This is a genomic window from Vibrio inusitatus, assembly GCA_024346935.1.
Classification (GTDB): domain Bacteria; phylum Pseudomonadota; class Gammaproteobacteria; order Enterobacterales; family Vibrionaceae; genus Vibrio; species Vibrio inusitatus.
Window position 1 is genome coordinate 309,622 of record AP024878.1, and the last position, 18,888, is coordinate 328,509.

At 43.7% G+C, this 18,888-nt stretch carries 15 protein-coding genes; 14 read left to right on the forward strand and 1 reads right to left on the reverse strand.

The features are described from left to right. The first annotated feature begins 25 nt into the window (after positions 1-25). The 13 genes from OCU48_RS01470 to tldD all read left to right on the forward strand — a co-directional run bounded on the left by OCU48_RS01470 (position 26) and on the right by tldD (position 16,696). Positions 26-538: a prepilin-type N-terminal cleavage/methylation domain-containing protein gene (locus OCU48_RS01470; RefSeq protein WP_141346920.1), complete on the forward strand. Its 513-nt coding sequence runs from the start codon at positions 26-28 to the stop codon at positions 536-538. After that, on the forward strand, positions 525-1,124 hold the full coding sequence (locus OCU48_RS01475) for a type IV pilus modification PilV family protein (RefSeq protein ID WP_141346921.1): 600 nt from the start codon (positions 525-527) through the stop codon (positions 1,122-1,124). The genes OCU48_RS01470 and OCU48_RS01475 overlap by 14 nt, the downstream gene beginning before the upstream one ends. Further along, positions 1,124-1,882 carry a PilW family protein gene (locus OCU48_RS01480; protein WP_141346922.1) on the forward strand — a complete coding sequence of 253 codons (759 nt, stop codon included), beginning with the start codon at positions 1,124-1,126 and terminating at the stop codon, positions 1,880-1,882. The genes OCU48_RS01475 and OCU48_RS01480 overlap by 1 nt, the downstream gene beginning before the upstream one ends. Then, the gene (locus OCU48_RS01485) at positions 1,872-2,348 is read left to right on the forward strand and encodes a hypothetical protein (protein WP_141346923.1); all 477 of its coding nucleotides are present in this window, start codon (positions 1,872-1,874) and stop codon (positions 2,346-2,348) included. The genes OCU48_RS01480 and OCU48_RS01485 overlap by 11 nt, the downstream gene beginning before the upstream one ends. Beyond that, on the forward strand, positions 2,341-5,820 hold the full coding sequence (locus tag OCU48_RS01490) for a DUF6701 domain-containing protein (RefSeq protein ID WP_141346924.1): 3,480 nt from the start codon (positions 2,341-2,343) through the stop codon (positions 5,818-5,820). The genes OCU48_RS01485 and OCU48_RS01490 overlap by 8 nt, the downstream gene beginning before the upstream one ends. Positions 5,821-5,969: 149 nt before the next feature. Beyond that, positions 5,970-7,013 carry a rod shape-determining protein gene (locus OCU48_RS01495; RefSeq protein ID WP_141346925.1) on the forward strand — a complete coding sequence of 348 codons (1,044 nt, stop codon included), beginning with the start codon at positions 5,970-5,972 and terminating at the stop codon, positions 7,011-7,013. Positions 7,014-7,061: 48 nt separating this feature from the next. Next, on the forward strand, positions 7,062-7,958 hold the full coding sequence (gene mreC / locus OCU48_RS01500; protein ID WP_141346926.1) for a rod shape-determining protein MreC: 897 nt from the start codon (positions 7,062-7,064) through the stop codon (positions 7,956-7,958). Next, complete coding sequence (mreD, locus tag OCU48_RS01505; RefSeq protein WP_141346927.1) at positions 7,948-8,436, forward strand: rod shape-determining protein MreD; 489 nt, start codon at positions 7,948-7,950, stop codon at positions 8,434-8,436. Before mreC ends, mreD begins: the two co-directional genes overlap by 11 nt. Before the next feature lie 3 nt (positions 8,437-8,439). Next, positions 8,440-9,015, forward strand: coding sequence for a Maf family protein (locus OCU48_RS01510; RefSeq protein WP_141346928.1), 576 nt, complete (start codon positions 8,440-8,442; stop codon positions 9,013-9,015). Between the two features lie 16 nt (positions 9,016-9,031). Then, positions 9,032-10,501, forward strand: coding sequence for a ribonuclease G (gene rng, locus OCU48_RS01515; RefSeq protein WP_119011408.1), 1,470 nt, complete (start codon positions 9,032-9,034; stop codon positions 10,499-10,501). A 12-nt stretch (positions 10,502-10,513) separates the two neighbouring features. Next, positions 10,514-14,401: a YhdP family protein gene (locus OCU48_RS01520; protein WP_141346929.1), complete on the forward strand. Its 3,888-nt coding sequence runs from the start codon at positions 10,514-10,516 to the stop codon at positions 14,399-14,401. A gap of 3 nt (positions 14,402-14,404) precedes the next feature. Beyond that, positions 14,405-15,247, forward strand: a complete 843-nt coding sequence (locus OCU48_RS01525; protein WP_141346930.1) for a carbon-nitrogen hydrolase family protein — start codon at positions 14,405-14,407, stop codon at positions 15,245-15,247. A 3-nt stretch (positions 15,248-15,250) separates the two neighbouring features. Continuing rightward, positions 15,251-16,696: a metalloprotease TldD gene (gene tldD, locus OCU48_RS01530; RefSeq protein WP_141346931.1), complete on the forward strand. Its 1,446-nt coding sequence runs from the start codon at positions 15,251-15,253 to the stop codon at positions 16,694-16,696. 147 nt (positions 16,697-16,843) lie between these two features. On the opposite strand, the gene yjgA is transcribed toward tldD, so the two are convergent. Then, the gene (gene yjgA / locus OCU48_RS01535; protein WP_141346932.1) at positions 16,844-17,368 is read right to left on the reverse strand and encodes a ribosome biogenesis factor YjgA; all 525 of its coding nucleotides are present in this window, start codon (positions 17,366-17,368) and stop codon (positions 16,844-16,846) included. A gap of 130 nt (positions 17,369-17,498) precedes the next feature. Here yjgA and pmbA point away from each other — a divergent pair, with 130 nt between their 5' ends. After that, a complete protein-coding gene (gene pmbA, locus OCU48_RS01540) occupies positions 17,499-18,842 on the forward strand; it encodes a metalloprotease PmbA (protein ID WP_141346968.1) in 1,344 nt (447 codons plus the stop codon). Positions 18,843-18,888 lie beyond the last annotated feature (46 nt).

Below are 18,888 nucleotides of genomic sequence, written 5' to 3' on the forward strand. Positions count from 1 at the left end.
CGTTTTCATTGGTTAAGGACAAGCAGTGAATCATCCTCGTATAAAGCATCATGCAGGCTTTACCTTGGTAGAGCTGATTATCGTGATTATTGTAGTCGCGATCATGGCTTTGTACGCCTCCAGTAAATACATCGGTGTCTCTCAATTCTCAGCACTTGCTGCACAAGAACAAGGTATTGCTGTGATTAGGCAATTACAGCTTGGGAGAATGCAGTCCAATATCGAAGATGTGAGCTCACTTCATGACAGGTTTCGATTGGTGATCACTGGGGATTGCCTTGGCTCGCAGCAAGCGTGTAATTCCACAACGACAGAACCTTTTAGCCACAAAGTCGTGATTGAAGAGCAAAACATGGTGTTTAACCCACCACAATCCATAGATTTTGATTTGCTGGGCAACCCTGTTCGATGTTGTTTACCGTCAGGATGTACAGGTAATGACTCTTGTGCTGATCCTATTCGTATCCATATTGCCAGTACCACAGAGTCGGAATTGATATGTATTAACAGTCAAGGGTATGTGTATGGCTGTCAATAAAAACGCTGGTTTTACTCTTATCGAAAGCATCGTTGCGATTGTTATTCTAGGGATTGCTTTAGTTACCTTAACCAGCTTTTTATTTCCACAAATCGCACAATCGGCCAAGCCTTTTTATGAAGTGCGGGCGTCCGCTTTAGCCAACAGTTTAATGACTGAAATATTGTCTCGAAACTTTGATGAAAACAGTGACCATAATGGTGGCTTTTATCGTTGTGGTGAGGATGTGTACACCAATACCAATGATGAAGAAATCACTTGCACACCTCAGAACTTGTTTGGCCCAGATAATGGTGAGCCACCAGAATTATTCAACGATGTGGATGATTACATTGGCTGTTGGTACACCACGGAACAATCTCAAGACGGTTGCAATAATACCTCGCAAGGTGGCAGCCTCACCGATATTTTCGGTAATGACATAGCAAAAGATTACTTAGGCTTTAGAGCCGAAGTAGAGGTCGTTTACGACAACGACACCCGACTGGGTGCGAGTGACACAGACCTATTCAAAATGATTACAGTGACTATCACAGCCAGTCAGTACGGTGATTTTAAGTTTGTCGCGCATCGAGGTAACTACTGATGAAGCAGCGCGGTTTTACCTTAATTGAGATGATATTAACCATTGTCGTGGTGGCCATCATATTTCTTGGTATAGCAGGGTTTGTTGAGTTTGGTGCTAAAGGCTACACACAAACTATCGATAGGCAGAGACTGCAGAACCAAGCTCGTTTTGCGATAGAGAAAATGAGTCGAGAAGTTCAGCACGCGGTACCTAATAGCTTTGCCTTAAGTGACAATAATAAGTGTCTCACGTTTTATCCCATTGAATATGCTGGCTTCTACAAGTACCGAGAGCCGACGGGTGATGTTGAGTTTGTTGTGGGGAATGATCAGCCTACAGCTTTTTCTGGTGGGTCTCGTTTAGTGATTAACCCTAGCCGTATTGAAGACCTGCAAAATAATGGGCAGTCAGTTGAGATACCTGATGGCAAAATACCAGAGTCTGGTGGTGATTACTTTTCAATAACAATGAATTTAACCAGTCAATCTAGTGGCAATCGTCACTATATCTACCAAGATAAAGCCGTTATTTATTGCATAGAAAAGCTGACTACAACTGTGAATAGCGCTCGAATGGTTCGCTATTATGGAGCGTTTGATGATTCTAATCTCATCGGCGTTGTTGTGGCTAGTGGAGTGGCGTTTAACGAAAGCAGTTTTAGTTATCAGCAAACCTCTTTGCAACGAGGTGGATTGATACATTTCAATTTTCTGTTCCACAATGGTGACGAACAGAGCCAATACAAACATGATGTGCAGGTGAGCAATGTCCCTTAGTAAACACACATCAATTTCAAAGCAGCAAGGTAATGTCTACATCATTGCCATTTTCGTTATCGTGGTCTTGGGCATGTTAACCTTAAATCTCACTCGTATCGCTTGGTCAAACCAAGACACCCTCACTAGAGAAGTTCTCGGTACTCAAGCTTCTCTGCTTGCGCAATCAGGCAATGAATGGGCTCTAACACACCTATTCCCATTAAATGAAGCTGATGACTTTGCCTCATTGAAAGGTCGATGTGGCTCGCTAGGTACGAGTGCAGTAGATGCTGCAAATGCTCTCGTTGCTAACAGTGATATCCCTTGTTCGTCGCCAATTATCTCTTGTGAAGTTTCGCCTGAAAATATTCCTGATGATTTGAAGCACTTGAAAGTTACTACTAGAGCAAAGTGCAATGAAAGTAATGTCTTTGAAGTCGAGCGTGAAGAAACGGTATGGGTTAGAGGAGTGAAAGGTGAATAGGTTTCTTTGTGTTTTGGTGATCTTCTATTCTATTTTATTTTCAGGTTTATCATTTGCCTCGGATATTGATTTTCCACCTGGAGATTTCTTATGTGATACGAATGGTAGTAAAGATTTTGTGGTTCAGTTTCAAGTTCAGGGTTCACAGAAAAATCCGGTTGATCCTTTGCAGGCTTTAATTGCCAAAGGTACTGGTAACGGGCAAGACGATGAAGATGTGCTTTGGTATAACTATGAAGACTCAGGTGATACTGGTACGAGAGAGCACTATTTTAAAGAATTAGATTTGGAAACGGGAGTTTGGTACACAATACGAATTGAGGTTGAGCATCAACAAGGTAATCAGCCTAGTAAGTTATATTATTATTGGGTAGTAAATGGGGTTAAGGTACCCCCTCACGATTTACCAACAGCACCCCAAAAAGAGGGTGAAATTACTAATGGACAAATAGGCTTCTGGGGATCAGAAGTGATTAATCTTGAGTGTGGGGAGGATGTACCTTTACCGCTTCCTCCACCTGAAATTCCTGATTTATGTGAAGTGTTTCCTGATGTTGTACAGTCGTGGGATGGGGCATCATCTTTACAAATTACCAATGGTGGCTCAAAGATTTATGGCACAGCTAATGACTTGGGTAAAGTAGGCTTTGGTTCGGTGTCGGATCAAGGTGAATGGCAACAAGCCTGTGACGATCTAAAGTGTATCGCTGACTCTACCTTGCTAATTCCTGAACCTATAGATATGCCATTTTCGTCAGGGGATTATAAAGATTTTGATGAGGCGCAACCTCAAATTCCAGAGGGTAAGTATAGAGAGATTAATCTTAGTGGCGGTGACGATATATATGAATTAATCGATGGTTACTATGAGATAGAAACACTGACCCTTACTGGGGGCGCTCAACTGAAAGTAGGTAGCGATACCTTTATAAAGGTTAATAGATTTGAGATTGACGGAGGCGCTAGCATTACCTCGCCATCTGGTGGGGCTGCTGAAGGCTTGATTTTATGGGGCGAACCCTTGGAGCAAGATCAAGCCCCTAGTATTACTGTTTCTGTGGAAACCTTGCAAGCTGACATTTTTAGTCGCGGAAGTGTCACTTTAGCACAAGGGGCAGAACATACTGGTTCAGTTACCGCTCATGACGTTTACATGGGAGGAGACTGGTTGAGGCGGGTTGCTGATAACTGCGGTGGAACGACTCCAGGAAATTACACTCTTGAATTATTTCCATTGAACGGTATTAGTTTAACCTGTGAAGATCAGCATCTTACCTTCCAAGTAAAGAAAAATGGGAGTAATGCAACTGATTATCCGGGGACTATTGAAGTAACAAACACTGCCGGAGAACTGCAACCAGGAGGAGGCTCGTACACACCAGATAATACAGGGGAACTAAACCTATCTCTTGGTCAAAGGGAGGTCAGTACTGTAACCGTGACGGGATGTTTAAGCACCAATTGTTCAGGAACTTCTGTGACTGGTAACTATGAGTTTGTACCTCAAAAGTTTGCAATGGAATCGCCAAAAGGGGTTATTGCAGGCAAGCCTACTTCTATTGATATTTTCCCTATACAGTGTAATGAGCAGGGGCAACCGGTTGGTATACCTTCTGACGAATATAGTGGCGATAAAACACTAATATTATCTGACACAACTTATGTTGAACCAAGTACGGATCGCAATGCCAGTGAAGTCATATCAATTAAAGACAAAGATGGTAATTGGATTGATGCTCCGAACAGCCAGCTTCAGCTAACATTTACTGGCGGGAGCGATAGCGAATCAGCAAAAGCTACAGCTGAAGTTCGGTATTCAGAAGCGGGTAGCGTTAGTTATACAATGAAAGATGAAGTTTGTATCACTAATGATGATGGTGATGAGGAGTGTAAGGAAATAATTGGAGAACAGTCAATTCAATCTCGCCCTTGGACATTTGCAGTGTGTGAGCCTAAAGGAAATGATATTTCTGGCACATCAGAGTCGGGCTCTTTCTTCAAGCGTTCAGGAGAGGTGTTTCAATTAAATGCAGTCCCCATTCGTTGGGTGAACGACGGAGATATAGAACCAACCATACCAATTGAAGTGAGCACTTTCTGTAACCAACTCGACAGCCTTGAAACAAAGAATTTTTATCCTGATCTTGCACCTGCTGTAAACGTAAGTTTAGAAGCTGAGCTCCATAGTCCTCATGTAGATTTGGGGAGTGAAGATACAGGTACTATTGGTAGTAATATAGAGGGTGTGCCGGTTGACGGTATACCAAACAATACAAACACGTCTGGCCCAGTAACTTTTTCGTCGTTGAAATGGCGAGAAGCGGGAAGTATCAGTGTTATCGCTAGCTTAAAAGATCAAGCGGACTATCTGTTCGAGCCTATTAATCCAGGTTATCGCTCTGTAGGCCGTTTCTCCCCAAACCATATAGCTATGTTAGATGAAGTCGATGATCCAGGTGATGTGTGGATCCAATGGGAATATGCAGATGGGCATAGTGATTTTGCCTATATGAGCCAAGAAATTACTCATCGATTTAAGGTGCAAGCGCAAGCTACCGATGACACTCCTACAGAGAATTATGGTTTGTTTAATGATGACCTAATTTCAGAAATAGGCTACATGGCTCAAACTCAAGGCGAGTCTCCCGAAATAGATTTTGTAGATAGCAGCCGAATCAAGGGGACGAGTATATGGACAGGGGATGCTTGGCCGAAGATTAGAGCTAATGCATCTACTTTATTTGTTGAAATGACGAACTTTTCTTTATTAAGGAAAGTCGGTACAACAGCAACGTATACATTGCCTGATGGCCCGTATGATAATGATAATGCTGTTTTTGGTTTGAAGACAACCCAGATCGTAGATGGGGTAGATATTGAGAGCCTTGATATACCGGATCTTGGTAATAGTGAAGTGAATATTGGGCAAACCTTACCTAATCAGCCTGAGTTTCGATATGGCCGTATGAACTTGGATGATGTGGGTGGTAATACAGGTCAAGAACTGAGAGTTCCGTTGAGAGTGGAGTATTGGAATGGAGAAACCTTCGTGATCAATACAAATGATGATCAAGGTAGTGCATTTAACGCTGCCAACAGGCAGTGTATACAGGTTATTTGGAGTAACGCGGCTGATGGAAGCGCCTCGAGTAATTTGGTAAGTGATGGTGAGCAAAAGGTATCTCAAGGTTCTTCTGAAGAACTGCACGCACAACACAGTTCTGGTTCCGCCTCAAATAACGAGAGAGCACAGGTGCGTCTTTGGTTGCGTCAAGGCGATACTTCTCCTCAAATGAATGAAGCAGGGATTGTTTGTACTGCCGATTCAGGCCTTCTTGTCGATCAACCATGGCTCCAATACAACTGGAGAGACCAAGGTGACGAAGACCCATCAACGGTTGTGACCTTTGGTACTTTCCGAGGTAACGATCGGATCATATTTAAAGGTGAAAGCGAGTTATTTGCCAATTAAAATGGTTTTTTTAGCGCCTAAGTCAGGACAACGTCAGAAAAAGGCACTTTATATCAATCTTTGTAATCCAATGCCTTGCTGAATAAGTGTGGCATTGGTACATTTAGTACAATTTTGTCTTCCAAAGATTGTGAGAAGAGCGCTTAGATATGTTTAAAAAAATTCGCGGAATGTTCTCAAACGACCTGTCTATCGATTTGGGTACAGCGAACACACTAATTTATGTTAAAGGACAAGGTATTGTCCTTGATGAGCCATCAGTAGTGGCTATCCGTCAAGATCGTTCAGGCTCTGCGAAAAGCGTTGCAGCTGTAGGTCATGATGCGAAGCAAATGCTTGGGCGTACTCCAGGGAATATTTCAGCTATCCGTCCAATGAAAGACGGCGTAATAGCTGACTTCTTCGTGACTGAAAAAATGCTTCAGCACTTCATTAAGCAAGTTCATGACAACAGCTTCCTTAAACCAAGCCCACGTGTACTTGTTTGTGTTCCTTGTGGATCTACACAAGTTGAGCGTCGTGCTATCCGCGAATCTGCGCTAGGTGCAGGTGCTCGTGAGGTTTACCTAATTGACGAGCCAATGGCTGCGGCAATTGGTGCAGGTCTACGTGTTTCTGAACCAACGGGTTCTATGGTTGTTGATATCGGTGGTGGTACTACTGAGGTTGCAGTTATCTCACTAAACGGTGTGGTTTACTCTTCTTCTGTTCGCATCGGTGGTGACCGCTTTGATGAAGCGATTATTAACTACGTTCGTCGTAACTACGGTAGCTTGATTGGTGAAGCAACAGCAGAGAAGATCAAACACATGATCGGCTCAGCATACCCAGGTGATGAAGTAGAAGAACTAGAAGTTCGTGGTCGCAACCTTGCAGAAGGTGTGCCTCGCAGCTTTAGTCTAAACTCAAACGAGATCCTAGAAGCCCTTCAGGAGCCTCTATCTGGTATCGTTTCTGCAGTAATGGTTGCACTAGAGCAGTGTCCTCCAGAGTTGGCATCAGATATCTCAGAAAACGGCATGGTATTGACAGGTGGCGGTGCGCTACTGAAAGACCTAGATCGTCTACTAACTGAAGAAACCGGTATCCCTGTTGTTGTTGCTGAAGAACCACTAACTTGTGTTGCTCGTGGCGGCGGTAAAGCTTTAGAAATGATTGATATGCATGGCGGTGATCTATTCAGTGAAGAATAACTCTTTCATTGGATTTTCCCGATTAGCAATTAGAACGGGTAATAAAGAATGAATCCAATCTTTGGCAGAGGCCCATCTCTGCAATTGAGACTCTTTTTTGCCGTATTACTATCAGCCAGCTTAATGTTGGCTGATAGTCGTTTAGATACCTTCTCAAATGTACGCTACGTGTTGAATAGTACGGTAGCGCCAATTCAATATCTTGCGGACTTACCGCGCAGTATGTTTGGCAGCGTCTATGAGCGTTTTAGTAGCAGACAGCAATTGCTGACTACTAATAAAGTGCTACGTGAAGAACTTCTTAAAATGAAGAGTGAGCTTTCTTTGCTCTCTCAATATAAAGAAGAAAATCAGAGATTTAGAAAACTACTTGGTTCAACATTTGTACGTGATGAAAAGAAAGTGGTGACTGAAGTAATGGCGGTAGATTCATCGTCTTACCATCAGCAGATTGTGATTGATAAAGGCCATATTGACGGGGTTTATCCAGGTCAGCCTGTAATTAATGAAAACGGTATCGTCGGACAAGTTACCGAAGTCGGTGCTCACAATAGCCGAGTACTACTGTTAACCGATGCTAATTCTGCTATTCCTGTTCAAGTGATTCGTAATGATATTCGAGTGATTGCAGCAGGCAGTGGCGATCAAACCAATATCCACCTTCAACACATCCCGAGTAACTTTGATATTCAAGAAGGCGACGTATTGGTATCTTCTGGCTTAGGTGGTATTTACCCTGAAGGATATCCTGTCGCTACGGTAAGCAAAGTGCAGATTGATAACCACCGTGAGTTTTCAACGATTACTGCAACACCTGCGGTAGATTTTGGTCGCTTACGGTATTTGCTGTTGGTGTGGCCACAGCAAGATGAGCAAGACATCACTCTAGAGCAAGCTCCAGTTCAGCCTGAGCAACCCGTTATTGAGGTCGAAGATGGCGAATAGTGTCTTTAGTAGCAAGCTCGTTATTTGGGTAACGTTTTTAATTGCCTTAGTTCTGCAAACCATCCCTTGGCCGGGCACTATGGACGTATTCCGCCCATCTTGGTTGGTGCTGGTTACCTGTTACTGGGTGATGGCTGCGCCACATAGAGTCAATGTTGGAACTGGTTTAATTCTGGGGCTGATATGGGATTTATTGCTAGGCTCGACGCTTGGCGTTCGTGGCATGATGATGGCTATCATTACTTATCTAGTAGCGATCAATTTCCTAGTACTTCGTAACATGGCGCTGTGGCAGCAAGCTTTGATTATGGCACTACTTACCATGTTGAGTGTCTTAATTGAGTTCTTTGGCGAATTTGTCATCCAAGATGTGGTATTTAATCCTGCGTCACTGTGGGTAGGTTTAATTAACGGTATTCTATGGCCATGGCTATTTTTATTGTTGCGCCGAGTGCGTCGCATTTGGAGAGTACGATAAGTCATGCATAAGCCTCTAATTCTTGCGTCTGCCTCTCCAAGAAGACGCGAACTTTTATCTCAACTTGGCTATGAATTCACTATACTTATCAGTGATATAGAAGAAGTACGTAGTGAGGGAGAAACCCCTAGTCAGTACGTACAGCGATTAGCTGAAAGTAAGGCAAAAGCGGTTCTGCAACACGCTCGCTCTGAGGATAATGCAAAACCTATTGTTATTGGTGCAGACACCATAGTTACGCAAGGCGAGCGAGTATTCGAAAAACCGAGCTCGCTACAACAAAGCATAGATATGTTGGGTCAACTGTCTAATGCTAAGCACCAAGTGATGACGGCTGTATGTGTATGTGATGCCGAAAAATCAGAAACTATTATTTGTATTACAGACGTATGGTTTAAGCCCCTCAGCCGCCAAGAAATAGAAGATTATTGGCTGACTGGCGAACCGTGCGACAAAGCAGGAAGCTACGGGATTCAGGGGATAGGCGGTAAGTTTGTTACCCGTATTGAGGGCAGTTACCACGCAGTTGTAGGTCTACCTTTATTTGAAACCGAACAGCTCTTGCACCAATTTTTATAAGATTTAGAGGTGCGCTATGAGTGCAGAGTTATTGATCAACTCAACCCCGAGTGAGACGCGGGTTGCAATGATCGAAGGCGGTGTCCTTCAAGAAGTCCATATTGAAAGAGAAGCTAGACGAGGCATTGTCGGTAATATCTACAAGGGGCGAGTGAGTCGCGTTCTTCCTGGCATGCAAGCCGCTTTTGTTGATATTGGACTGGATAAAGCTGCATTTTTACACGCCTCTGATATTGTTCCTCATACCGAGTGTGTTGCTGAAAATGAAAAGCAGCAATTTAAAGTTCGAGATATCTCTGAACTAGTTCGCCAAGGGCAAGATATTGTGGTTCAGGTGGTTAAAGATCCGCTTGGGACCAAAGGTGCTCGTCTAACAACTGATATTACTCTCCCATCTCGTTATCTTGTTTTCATGCCCGGTGCTAGCCATGTCGGCGTGTCACAACGCATTGAATCTGAGCAAGAGCGCAACCGTCTGAAGAAAATTGTTGCTCCATATTGCAGTGAGTCGGGTGGTTTTATCATTCGTACTGCTGCCGAAGGTGCCGATGAGAAAGAATTAGCACAAGATGCAGCCTTTCTTGAACGCTTGTGGGTTAAGGTAATGGAGCGTCGCTCTAAGTACATTACTCGCTCGACGCTCTATGGTGAACTAGGACTTGCTCCTCGTATCTTACGTGATTTCGTTGGCACTGAGCTTTCTTTAATTCAGGTCGATTCACGTATGGTGTATGACTCTTTACTGGAATTCACAGAAGAGTTTGTTCCTGAGTTGATGGAAAAGTTGGCGCTGTATGATGGTGATAAGCCTATCTTTGATTTATACGATGCAGAGAGCGAGATTCAACGCTCACTAGATCGTAAAGTTACATTGAAATCAGGTGGTTATCTCATTATTGATCAAACCGAAGCGATGACTACGGTGGATATCAATACCGGGGCATTTGTAGGCCGTCGTAATCTTGAAGAAACCATTTTCAATACCAACTTAGAAGCCACAGAAGCCATTGCTCGCCAACTAAGATTACGTAACTTAGGTGGCATTATCATTATCGATTTTATTGATATGGCCAGCGATGAGCACCGTAAGCGAGTACTCGCCTCACTGGAGGCCGCACTCAGCCATGACCGAGTGAAAACTAACATAAATGGCTTTACTCAGTTAGGTTTGGTTGAGATGACGCGCAAGCGCACTAGGGAAAGTATTGAGCATGTACTGTGTTCTGATTGTCCTAGCTGTGAAGGTAGAGGCTCAGTAAAAACAGTTGAAACTGTTTGTTATGAAGTGCTCCGCGAAATCACTCGAGTAAACCGAGCGTACGATGCAGATAAATTTTTAGTTTATGCTTCGATAGCAGTAGCAGACGCATTACATGGTGATGAGTCTCATGCGCTAGCTGAGTTAGAACTGTTTATTGGTAAAGAAGTTAAAATCACGGCTGAACCGCTTTATGTTCAAGAGCAGTTCGACGTAGTTATGATGTAGGATAATGTTTCATTGGCGTCATTCGCAGTTCGACTAGAGCGACTAGTTTTATCGTTGCTGGTCTTTATCTTTGTTTCGTTAGCGGTGCTAGTCACCGCTTTACGTGTTACTTTGCCTCGCTTAGATCACTACCAAGATGATATTCAAACTTGGTTCAATCAAGTCTCTGGATTAAATTTCACCATTGGTGAGGTTCATGGGTACTGGAAAAATACCCACCCATCACTTTCACTTTCTGGCTTAGAAGCCGACATACCTCAGGGTGTTAAAGCCTTTTCGGTTGGTGAGGTTCGCGCAGAATTTGACCTAATCGATTCACTGCTAAGCCTTCAACCTAAGGTAAGTGAGTTGACCGTTGATGGTTTGCATATTGATATCAGCGATATCGATCTATTCAAAACAAATCCCCAGTCATCCGATTCCTCTGAAAAGGGTGAGCAGCAATTACTCACCAGTCTAGAAAATCTGTTGCTACGCCAGTTAAGTGAGTTTTCACTGACTAACTCGAGCGTGATTTTTACAGATATTTCTGGTGATGTGCGTGAGATAGATATAGAAAAGTTGGCTTGGCTCAATAACGATAACCGACACCGCGCTGATGGTGTAGTGAGCGTTAAAGATGTGCAGCTTAACAGCATTAGTGTTACTGCCGATTTTTATGACCACAATGGCCTATCCGATATCAGTGGCGACTTTTATCTGCAAGGTAATAACTTCGATATCACCCCTTGGGTATCTCCGTATCTTGCCGATGGTGTGATTATTGATAAGGGTAGAGTTAGCCTCAATACATGGATTTCTCTACAGCATAATCAGCCGGTTGACGCCTACCTTGATATATCTCCATCTAAATTAGAGTGGCGCGATAAAGATGATATCTCCAACGCGATCTCTATTAAAGGGGGAGTGGCCAAACTCGATCCAACAGAGAATGGTTGGCAGTTAAATGCGCAAGACCTTGCGTTCAGCTCAAATGGTACCTCTTGGCCAGACTTGAATGTGGCATTCGAGTGGTCTCCAGAGACGTGGCGATTGAATGCTAACCAAATAAAGTTAGAAAGCATTACCCCGATCCTTGATCTACTGCCTGATATGGAAAAGAGTGAAGAGTGGGTGGATACCGTTCGTCTTGGAGGCACAATCCAAGACATTCGTGTATCAATGGGGAAAGGCATAGAGACACTTCGGTATTCGGCTAAGGTAAAAGCCGGTCGTATGAATTACTGGGAACTGATCCCAGGGTTTCATACCTTAGAGGCGAGAATATTTGGTCGCTCAGATCTCGCGAAAGCAACGGTCACTATGCTTGATGACACGCTCCCTTATGGGGAAGTATTTCAGGCTCCTCTTAAGATACGCCAAGCAGAGGTTGATATAGTTTGGCAATCAGATGATAACGGCTGGAGTTTATGGTCAGATAAAGTCACAGCCGCTACTCCAGATTTACAAGTCCTGGGAGCCTTCAAACTAGACTTTCCAAAAGATGCCCCTGCATTTTTATCTTTCTATGCAGAAGCTGACTTGCTGAATGCGGGACAAACTTGGCGTTACTTACCGACTCTTGCTCTAGGGCGAGGTCTTACCGATTACCTGTCTGCTGGTATTCAAGGTGGTCGAGTAAAAACAGCAAAACTGTTGTGGTATGGAGAGTTGTCTAGTTTCCCATACAACGATAACAGCGGTATTTTTCAAGCGTGGGTACCGCTACGCAAAACCAAATTTAGCTTTAGTACCGAATGGCCACCATTGACCGACATGCAACTGGACCTTCTATTCCAGAACGAGACTATGTTCCTCGACTCGAAAGATGCCAAGCTCCTTAATATTCAGGCTGACCGTATCTCAGGGCAAATTCCTCGTATGTATGGGAATGGGCATATAGAAATTTTTGCAGCTGCTAAGGCGGAAGGAAAGGACGTTCGGGATTATATGAGCGCCTCTCCATTAGTGGGGTCTGTAGGGGCGGTGCTTACGACCGTCGATATCAAGGGTAAGGTTGAATCACAGTTCCAGCTTAAGATTCCTTTCAATGAAGAGCAGGAACCTAGAGCGTGGGGTTATGCAGATCTTAGTGAAAATGATATCAATATTACAGCACCACCAATGCTATTGAAAAAAGCATCGGGTCGAATTGAGTTTGATAATGATGTTGTTCGCTCATCAGGAATTAGTGCTAACTTGCTGGAGCAACCTATTACCTTCGACTTTGTTGGGCAAAATGCAGAGTCGAGTTACGACACCAGAATGGACCTTATAGGTGATTGGCGCGCTGAACCGCTGATTCCTTATTTGGGTAAGACTTGGCTCGAGCCTATATCGGGACATGCGCCATGGAATATGGGGATCGATTTACAAATTAATGATGTTGGTTTTACTTATCAGATAGATGCTAAAGCCAATTTAACTTCTCTTGCGAGTACCTATCCTGCGCCAATGAACAAAAAGGTAGGGGATAACTGGCAGGCTCGAATGCAAGCATCTGGTAATCAAGAGTCGATTTCAGCTAGGCTACAGTTTCCTACCGCTAAATTTCAGACCGAAATTGATATTACTCAGGGAAGACCGGTTCTTGAAGCAACCAATACTGTGATTGGCTCGGGTAGTTTCAGAGTAAGCCCTATCGTGGGTCACCATGCTTCATTACGCTTGCCTGAATTTAATCTTGATGAATGGATGGATGCATTGGAGCGACCTAGTGTTGGACCTAAGCCTATCCTTAGTGAGCTTAATGCTCCCGAGTTCCCTGTTCCACAACGTATTCAAGTACAATCTAATAGTATTAAAGTAGGTGGTTTGGATTGGAATGAAGTGGACTTTATTGCCAGGAAGAGAGCAGAGAAATGGCTATTTAATGTAGATAGTTCGCAGATAAAAGGTAAGGCTGAATATGATGGGTCCAATCTTGGGGTTAACCTGTCGCTACTGCAACTTTATCTTTCTGAGCCAAAGAGTTTAATTGAAGAGTCCGTCGCTAAAGGCGAAGTGAAAGATAAGAATGGTGACATCAAACCACTGATTACAGATTTTGATCGACAGTTTTTTGAGAAAATGCCTAACCTTGATTTTAAGGTCGATGATTTTTGGATGCAGGGTTACAAGGTCGGCAAAGTTGATGTGGTGATGAATCATCAAGGCCAACGTATTGTTTGGGATAAAGCTAACTTTACTAGTGGTACATCAAGTGTCTTAGCTAGTGGTTGGTGGGAATTAAGCGATGATGACAGTACAACGCATCTTGATTTAAATATGAAGGGTGAAGATAACTCTGAAATCATGGCACGCTTTGGTATTGATTCTGGCATACAGAAAGCCTCTTTTGATCTGAATTCATCATTAGAATGGCAAGGGTCTCCATGGAATATGCACGTTGACACGATTAACGGTACGCTCAAAGCAGAGCTCGGTCGTGGTGTTATCTCAGATGTTGGAGGTGCAGCAAAGCTTTTGGGTATGTTTAGCCTCGACTCTATTATTCGACGTATGCAACTCGATTTCAGCGATGTATTTGATGATGGTTTAGCATTCGACTCTATCAAGGGTACCGGTAAGGTAGAAGAGGGCATTTTTGTTACCAATGACTTAAAGATGGACTCTATCTCCGGAGACATGACCATCCGTGGTTTAGCCAACTTGAATACTCAGACAGTCGATGCGGAAGTCACGTTTAAACCGGATGTTACGTCTGGTATACCTATGTTGACCGCTTTTGCTGTGGCACCGCAGACGGCTCTTTATGTATTGGCAATAAGTACAGTAGTTGCACCGGTTGTAGAGATTATTACTCAAGTTACCTATGAGGTAAAAGGCCCAATGAATGCGCCTAAAGTTAAAGAGAAGTCTCGACGTAAGGCGGATTACGAGGTTCCAAAACAGCTTCGCTCAGAATCACAGGGAAAATAATTCATGGCGGATAAACCAAGGATAGGGTTGATTCAGATGACATCAGGCAATGATGTTTCTGTGAATTTGCAGTTCATTGAGCAACAGTTGCGAGTGTTGGTCAAGCAAGGTTGTCAGTTGATTGTGACCCCAGAAAATAGCTTGCTGTTTGATAATGCATTGGCGTATCAAGAAATCGCGGAAGAGTTAAACTCTGGTCCAATTCAATCCAAATTGGCGCAATTGGCAAAAGAGCTGCAAACTTGGATCGTGATTGGCTCTTTTCCTATACGTTATGATGCGACACATCTTTATTCTTCGTGCTTAGTTTTTGACAATAACGGAGAGTTAGTCGCACATTATAACAAGATGCACTTGTTTGATGTTGAGGTTGAGGATGAACATGGTAGCTATAAAGAATCTGATTGCTTTGCTCATGGTATTCAAACTCAAGTAACAGACACGCCTATAGGAAGGTTAGGGCTTTCGATTTGTTATGACCTAAGATTCCCACACCTGTATAACCTTCTGCGAGAGCAGGGGGCAGATATTATTCTAGTGCCTGCTGCTTTTACGGCGGTCACAGGAGAAGCGCATTGGGAAGTATTACTTCGTGCTAGAGCTATTGAAAACCAAGCTTGGGTAATTGGCGTAGGACAGTGTGGCTACCACTCTGCCAACAGACAAACTTGGGGGCACTCTATGGTTATTGACCCATGGGGAAAAATCATCACACAAGGGGCTATGACTCCGTGCAACTTAGTAGCTGACATTGAATTACATCAAGTGGAGAAGGTTCGCAAGGCAATGCCTGTCGCTTCACATCAGAAAATTTCTAACCTCATCAATAATGAGGATAAAGAGTAGATTATGACTATTGAACAAGTAGAACAAGAACTGCTGGCCCCTACAGGCCTTACTGAGCAGGATGTCAACAATACACTTTCTATGATCGCTACTCGAGATATCGACTATGCAGATGTTTATTTCCAGTCAAGCTGGCATGAAACGCTTGTCCTAGAAGACAGCATCATCAAAGACGGCTCATTTAATATCGATAGAGGCGTAGGCGTTAGAGCAGTAAGCGGTGAGAAAACGGGTTTTGCTTATTCTGACCAAATTCAGGCTGATAGCTTAAAACAAAGTGCAATTGCAGCGCGTGGTATTGCTAAGCAAGGGCAAACGGCTCAAGTGCAGGCATTTTCTCGACATCATTCTCATCAGCACTATTCAAGTGTGAATCCTTTACAAAGCCTCGAAAAGCAGCAAAAGATCGATCTTTTAAAAGAGCTAGATGTCTACATTCGCACTAAGGAGCCTTTGGTTTCTGAGGTCAATATCAGTATCAGTGGTGTTTACGAACAGGTACTGGTTGCCGCAACAGATGGCACTTATGCAACAGATATTCGTCCTTTAGTACGCCTTTCTATTAGTGTATTAGCTCAGCGTGGAGAGCGTCGAGAGCGTGGTTCATCTGGTGGTGGTGGTCGTTATGATTATCAACGATTCCTAGAAATGGATGGTGCTAAAACTGTCGCTACACACATGGCTGATGAGGCAATCCGCCTTGCTCTTGTTAACCTTGAATCAGGTGCTGCACCTGCAGGCGCTATGCCTGTTGTTCTTGGAGCCGGTTGGCCGGGAGTACTGCTACACGAAGCGGTTGGGCATGGTCTGGAAGGTGATTTTAACCGTAAGCAGTCATCCGTATTCTCTGGAAAAGTGGGAGAGAAGGTGACTTCGGATCTTTGTACTATCGTTGATGATGGCACTATGTTAGATCGTCGTGGCTCATTGAATATAGATGATGAAGGTGTCGAAGGGCAATACAATACTTTGATTGAGAACGGTGTTCTAAAAGGCTACATGCAAGATAAGCTTAATGCTCGTTTAATGGGCGTTGCTCCAACGGGCAATGGTCGTCGTGAATCATTTGCGCACCTTCCTATGCCACGTATGACGAACACTTACATGCTACCGGGTCAACACACCCCAGAAGAGATAATTTCTACGGTGAAGAAGGGTATTTATGCCCCAAGCTTTGCTGGTGGTCAGGTGGATATTACGTCTGGCAAATTTGTGTTCTCAACTTCAGAAGCTTATTTAATTGAAGACGGCAAGATCACTCGCCCAGTGAAAGGTGCAACTTTGGTCGGTTCAGGTATAGAAGCAATGCAGCAGGTATCTATGGTGGGTAATGACCTACAGATAGATAAAGGTGTTGGTGTGTGTGGCAAAGCAGGACAAAGCGTTCCTGTGGGTGTTGGCCAGCCTACATTGAAGCTAGACAGTATTACTGTTGGTGGTACTGATTAGTTCGAGTGATCTAAATATTAATGCAATCCCCGTCATCCTGGAAGCCGCCCTGCGGCTATCCAGGACCTTAGAAAGTACAGATCTATAAAGTACACACTAGAGCTGTATCTAAGGTCCTGAATCAAGTTCAGGATGACGATGCGTGTATTAAACTTCTTCGTTCAATTCTTTCAACACTTGAAAGATCTCACGATAAGCCTTAGGCGGCTTACTTGCTTTCTTCTCTTTGTTAGCTTGACGAGCTAATTGGCGCAAACGCTGTCTATCTGCTGATGGAAACTGAGTCAGCACTTCTTCAATTGCAGCGTCACCATTTTCAACAACGCGGTCACGCAATGCTTCTAGCTTGTGTAGCTCTGATGATGCTTGCGAGTGTTTATTGTGGTGCTTATCGAGCGCGGCTTGAATTGGCTCAATTTCAATTTGTCTCATTAGCTTGCCAATGAACTGCAATTGGCGACGTTTTGCTTCTTTATTAAAACGCTGCGCATCTTTAATTGCTTCAGCTAGGCTTTCAGGCAATGGAAACTTCTCTAGCACTGAAGGTTTTAAGCTTACAAGCTCTTCACCTAGTTTTTGCAGGGCTTCCATGTCCTCTTTCATTTCGGTTTTGCTTACCCAAATGATTTCTTCTTCTTCTTCCCAAGGGGCTTTCTGATTTTTTCTGGCCATAATCTGCTCTTAGTTACTCAATTCTTAATGCGTATTTTGCTTAATGTCGTTTATTTTACCAAACAAAGTGGGGAGAATGCGAAAAGCTTGTTATTCTAACCTTTATTGCCTGCAAATATTTGATTTAACTATGGACGCTAGACAACAAATTGCCCAACAAAAAGTAGAATTAGAAGAAGCTGTCTCAAAAGCATTGAGTTTAGCCTCTGCCGAGGCCGATGGTGCTGAGGTTGCGATCAACAAATCTACCGGTCTCAGTGTATCCACTCGTATGTGTGAAGTGGAGAACGTCGAGTTTAATAGCGACGGTGCTCTGGGTATCACAGTTTATCGAGGTCAAAAGAAGGGAAGTGCCTCTACCTCTGATTTGAGCGAGAAAGCTATCGCACAAACCGTGGCTGCAGCCCTAGATATTGCCAAATACACATCTGAAGACCCATGTGCAGGTCCTGCTCCAGCAGATCTTATGGTCAAAGAGATAAAAGACCTAGATCTTTTCCATCCTTACGAGCCAGATCCTGACCAAATTGCACAAATTACCATTGAAGCTGAAGAAGCGGCTCTTAGTTACAGCGATAAGATCAAACAGAGTGACGGTGCAAGCTACGATACACACTATGGTATTCGAGTGTACGGTAACTCTCACGGAGTACTCGCGAGCTATCCATCTAGTCGTCATAGTGTAAGCTGTTGTGTGATTGGTGCAGGTGCTACGGGCGATATGGAGCGTGACTATAGCTATAGCGTAGCTCGTCGAACGGAAGATCTTTGGTCAGCGAAAGAGGTTGGCTTAAAAGCGGCTCAAAGAACCGTCGATCGTCTTGATGCTCGTCAGATTGAAACCGGTGAATACCCTATTATGTTTGCTGCAGAAGTAGCAACAGGTTTGATGGGGCACTTGGTTACTGCGATCAGTGGTGGTAGCTTGTATCGCAAATCGTCTTTCTTGCTCGATCACCTAGGCAAGACAATATTGCCAGAGTGGTTTAACGTCAATGAGAAGCCACATCTATTACGTGGTCTAGCATCAACACCATTTGATAGTGAAGGTGTGCAGACCAAAGATTACGACATCATCACAGATGGCAAGCTTGCGACCTACCTATTAACGAGCTATTCCGCTCGGAAGCTAGGTATGACGACAACAGGACATGCTGGTGGTATCCACAACTGGTTTGTTCAATCTACAGGTCAAGATTATCAAGCAATGCTCAAGGAACTAGGTACAGGTTTCTTAGTCACTGAATTGATGGGGCAGGGTGTTAACGGCGTAACCGGTGATTACTCTCGTGGTGCGGCTGGCTTTTGGGTTGAAAATGGCGTGATTCAGTACCCTGTATCAGAGGTTACTATTGCTGGTAACCTCAAAGATATGTTCCAGAAAATTGTTGCTGTAGGTAATGATGTGGAGACTCGCTCTCAGATCCAAACTGGCTCGATGCTCATTGAATCGATGAAGGTTGCAGGTGCTTAAGCTTAGCAATCAGTGACAAAAAACGAGCCGTTTGGCTCGTTTTTTA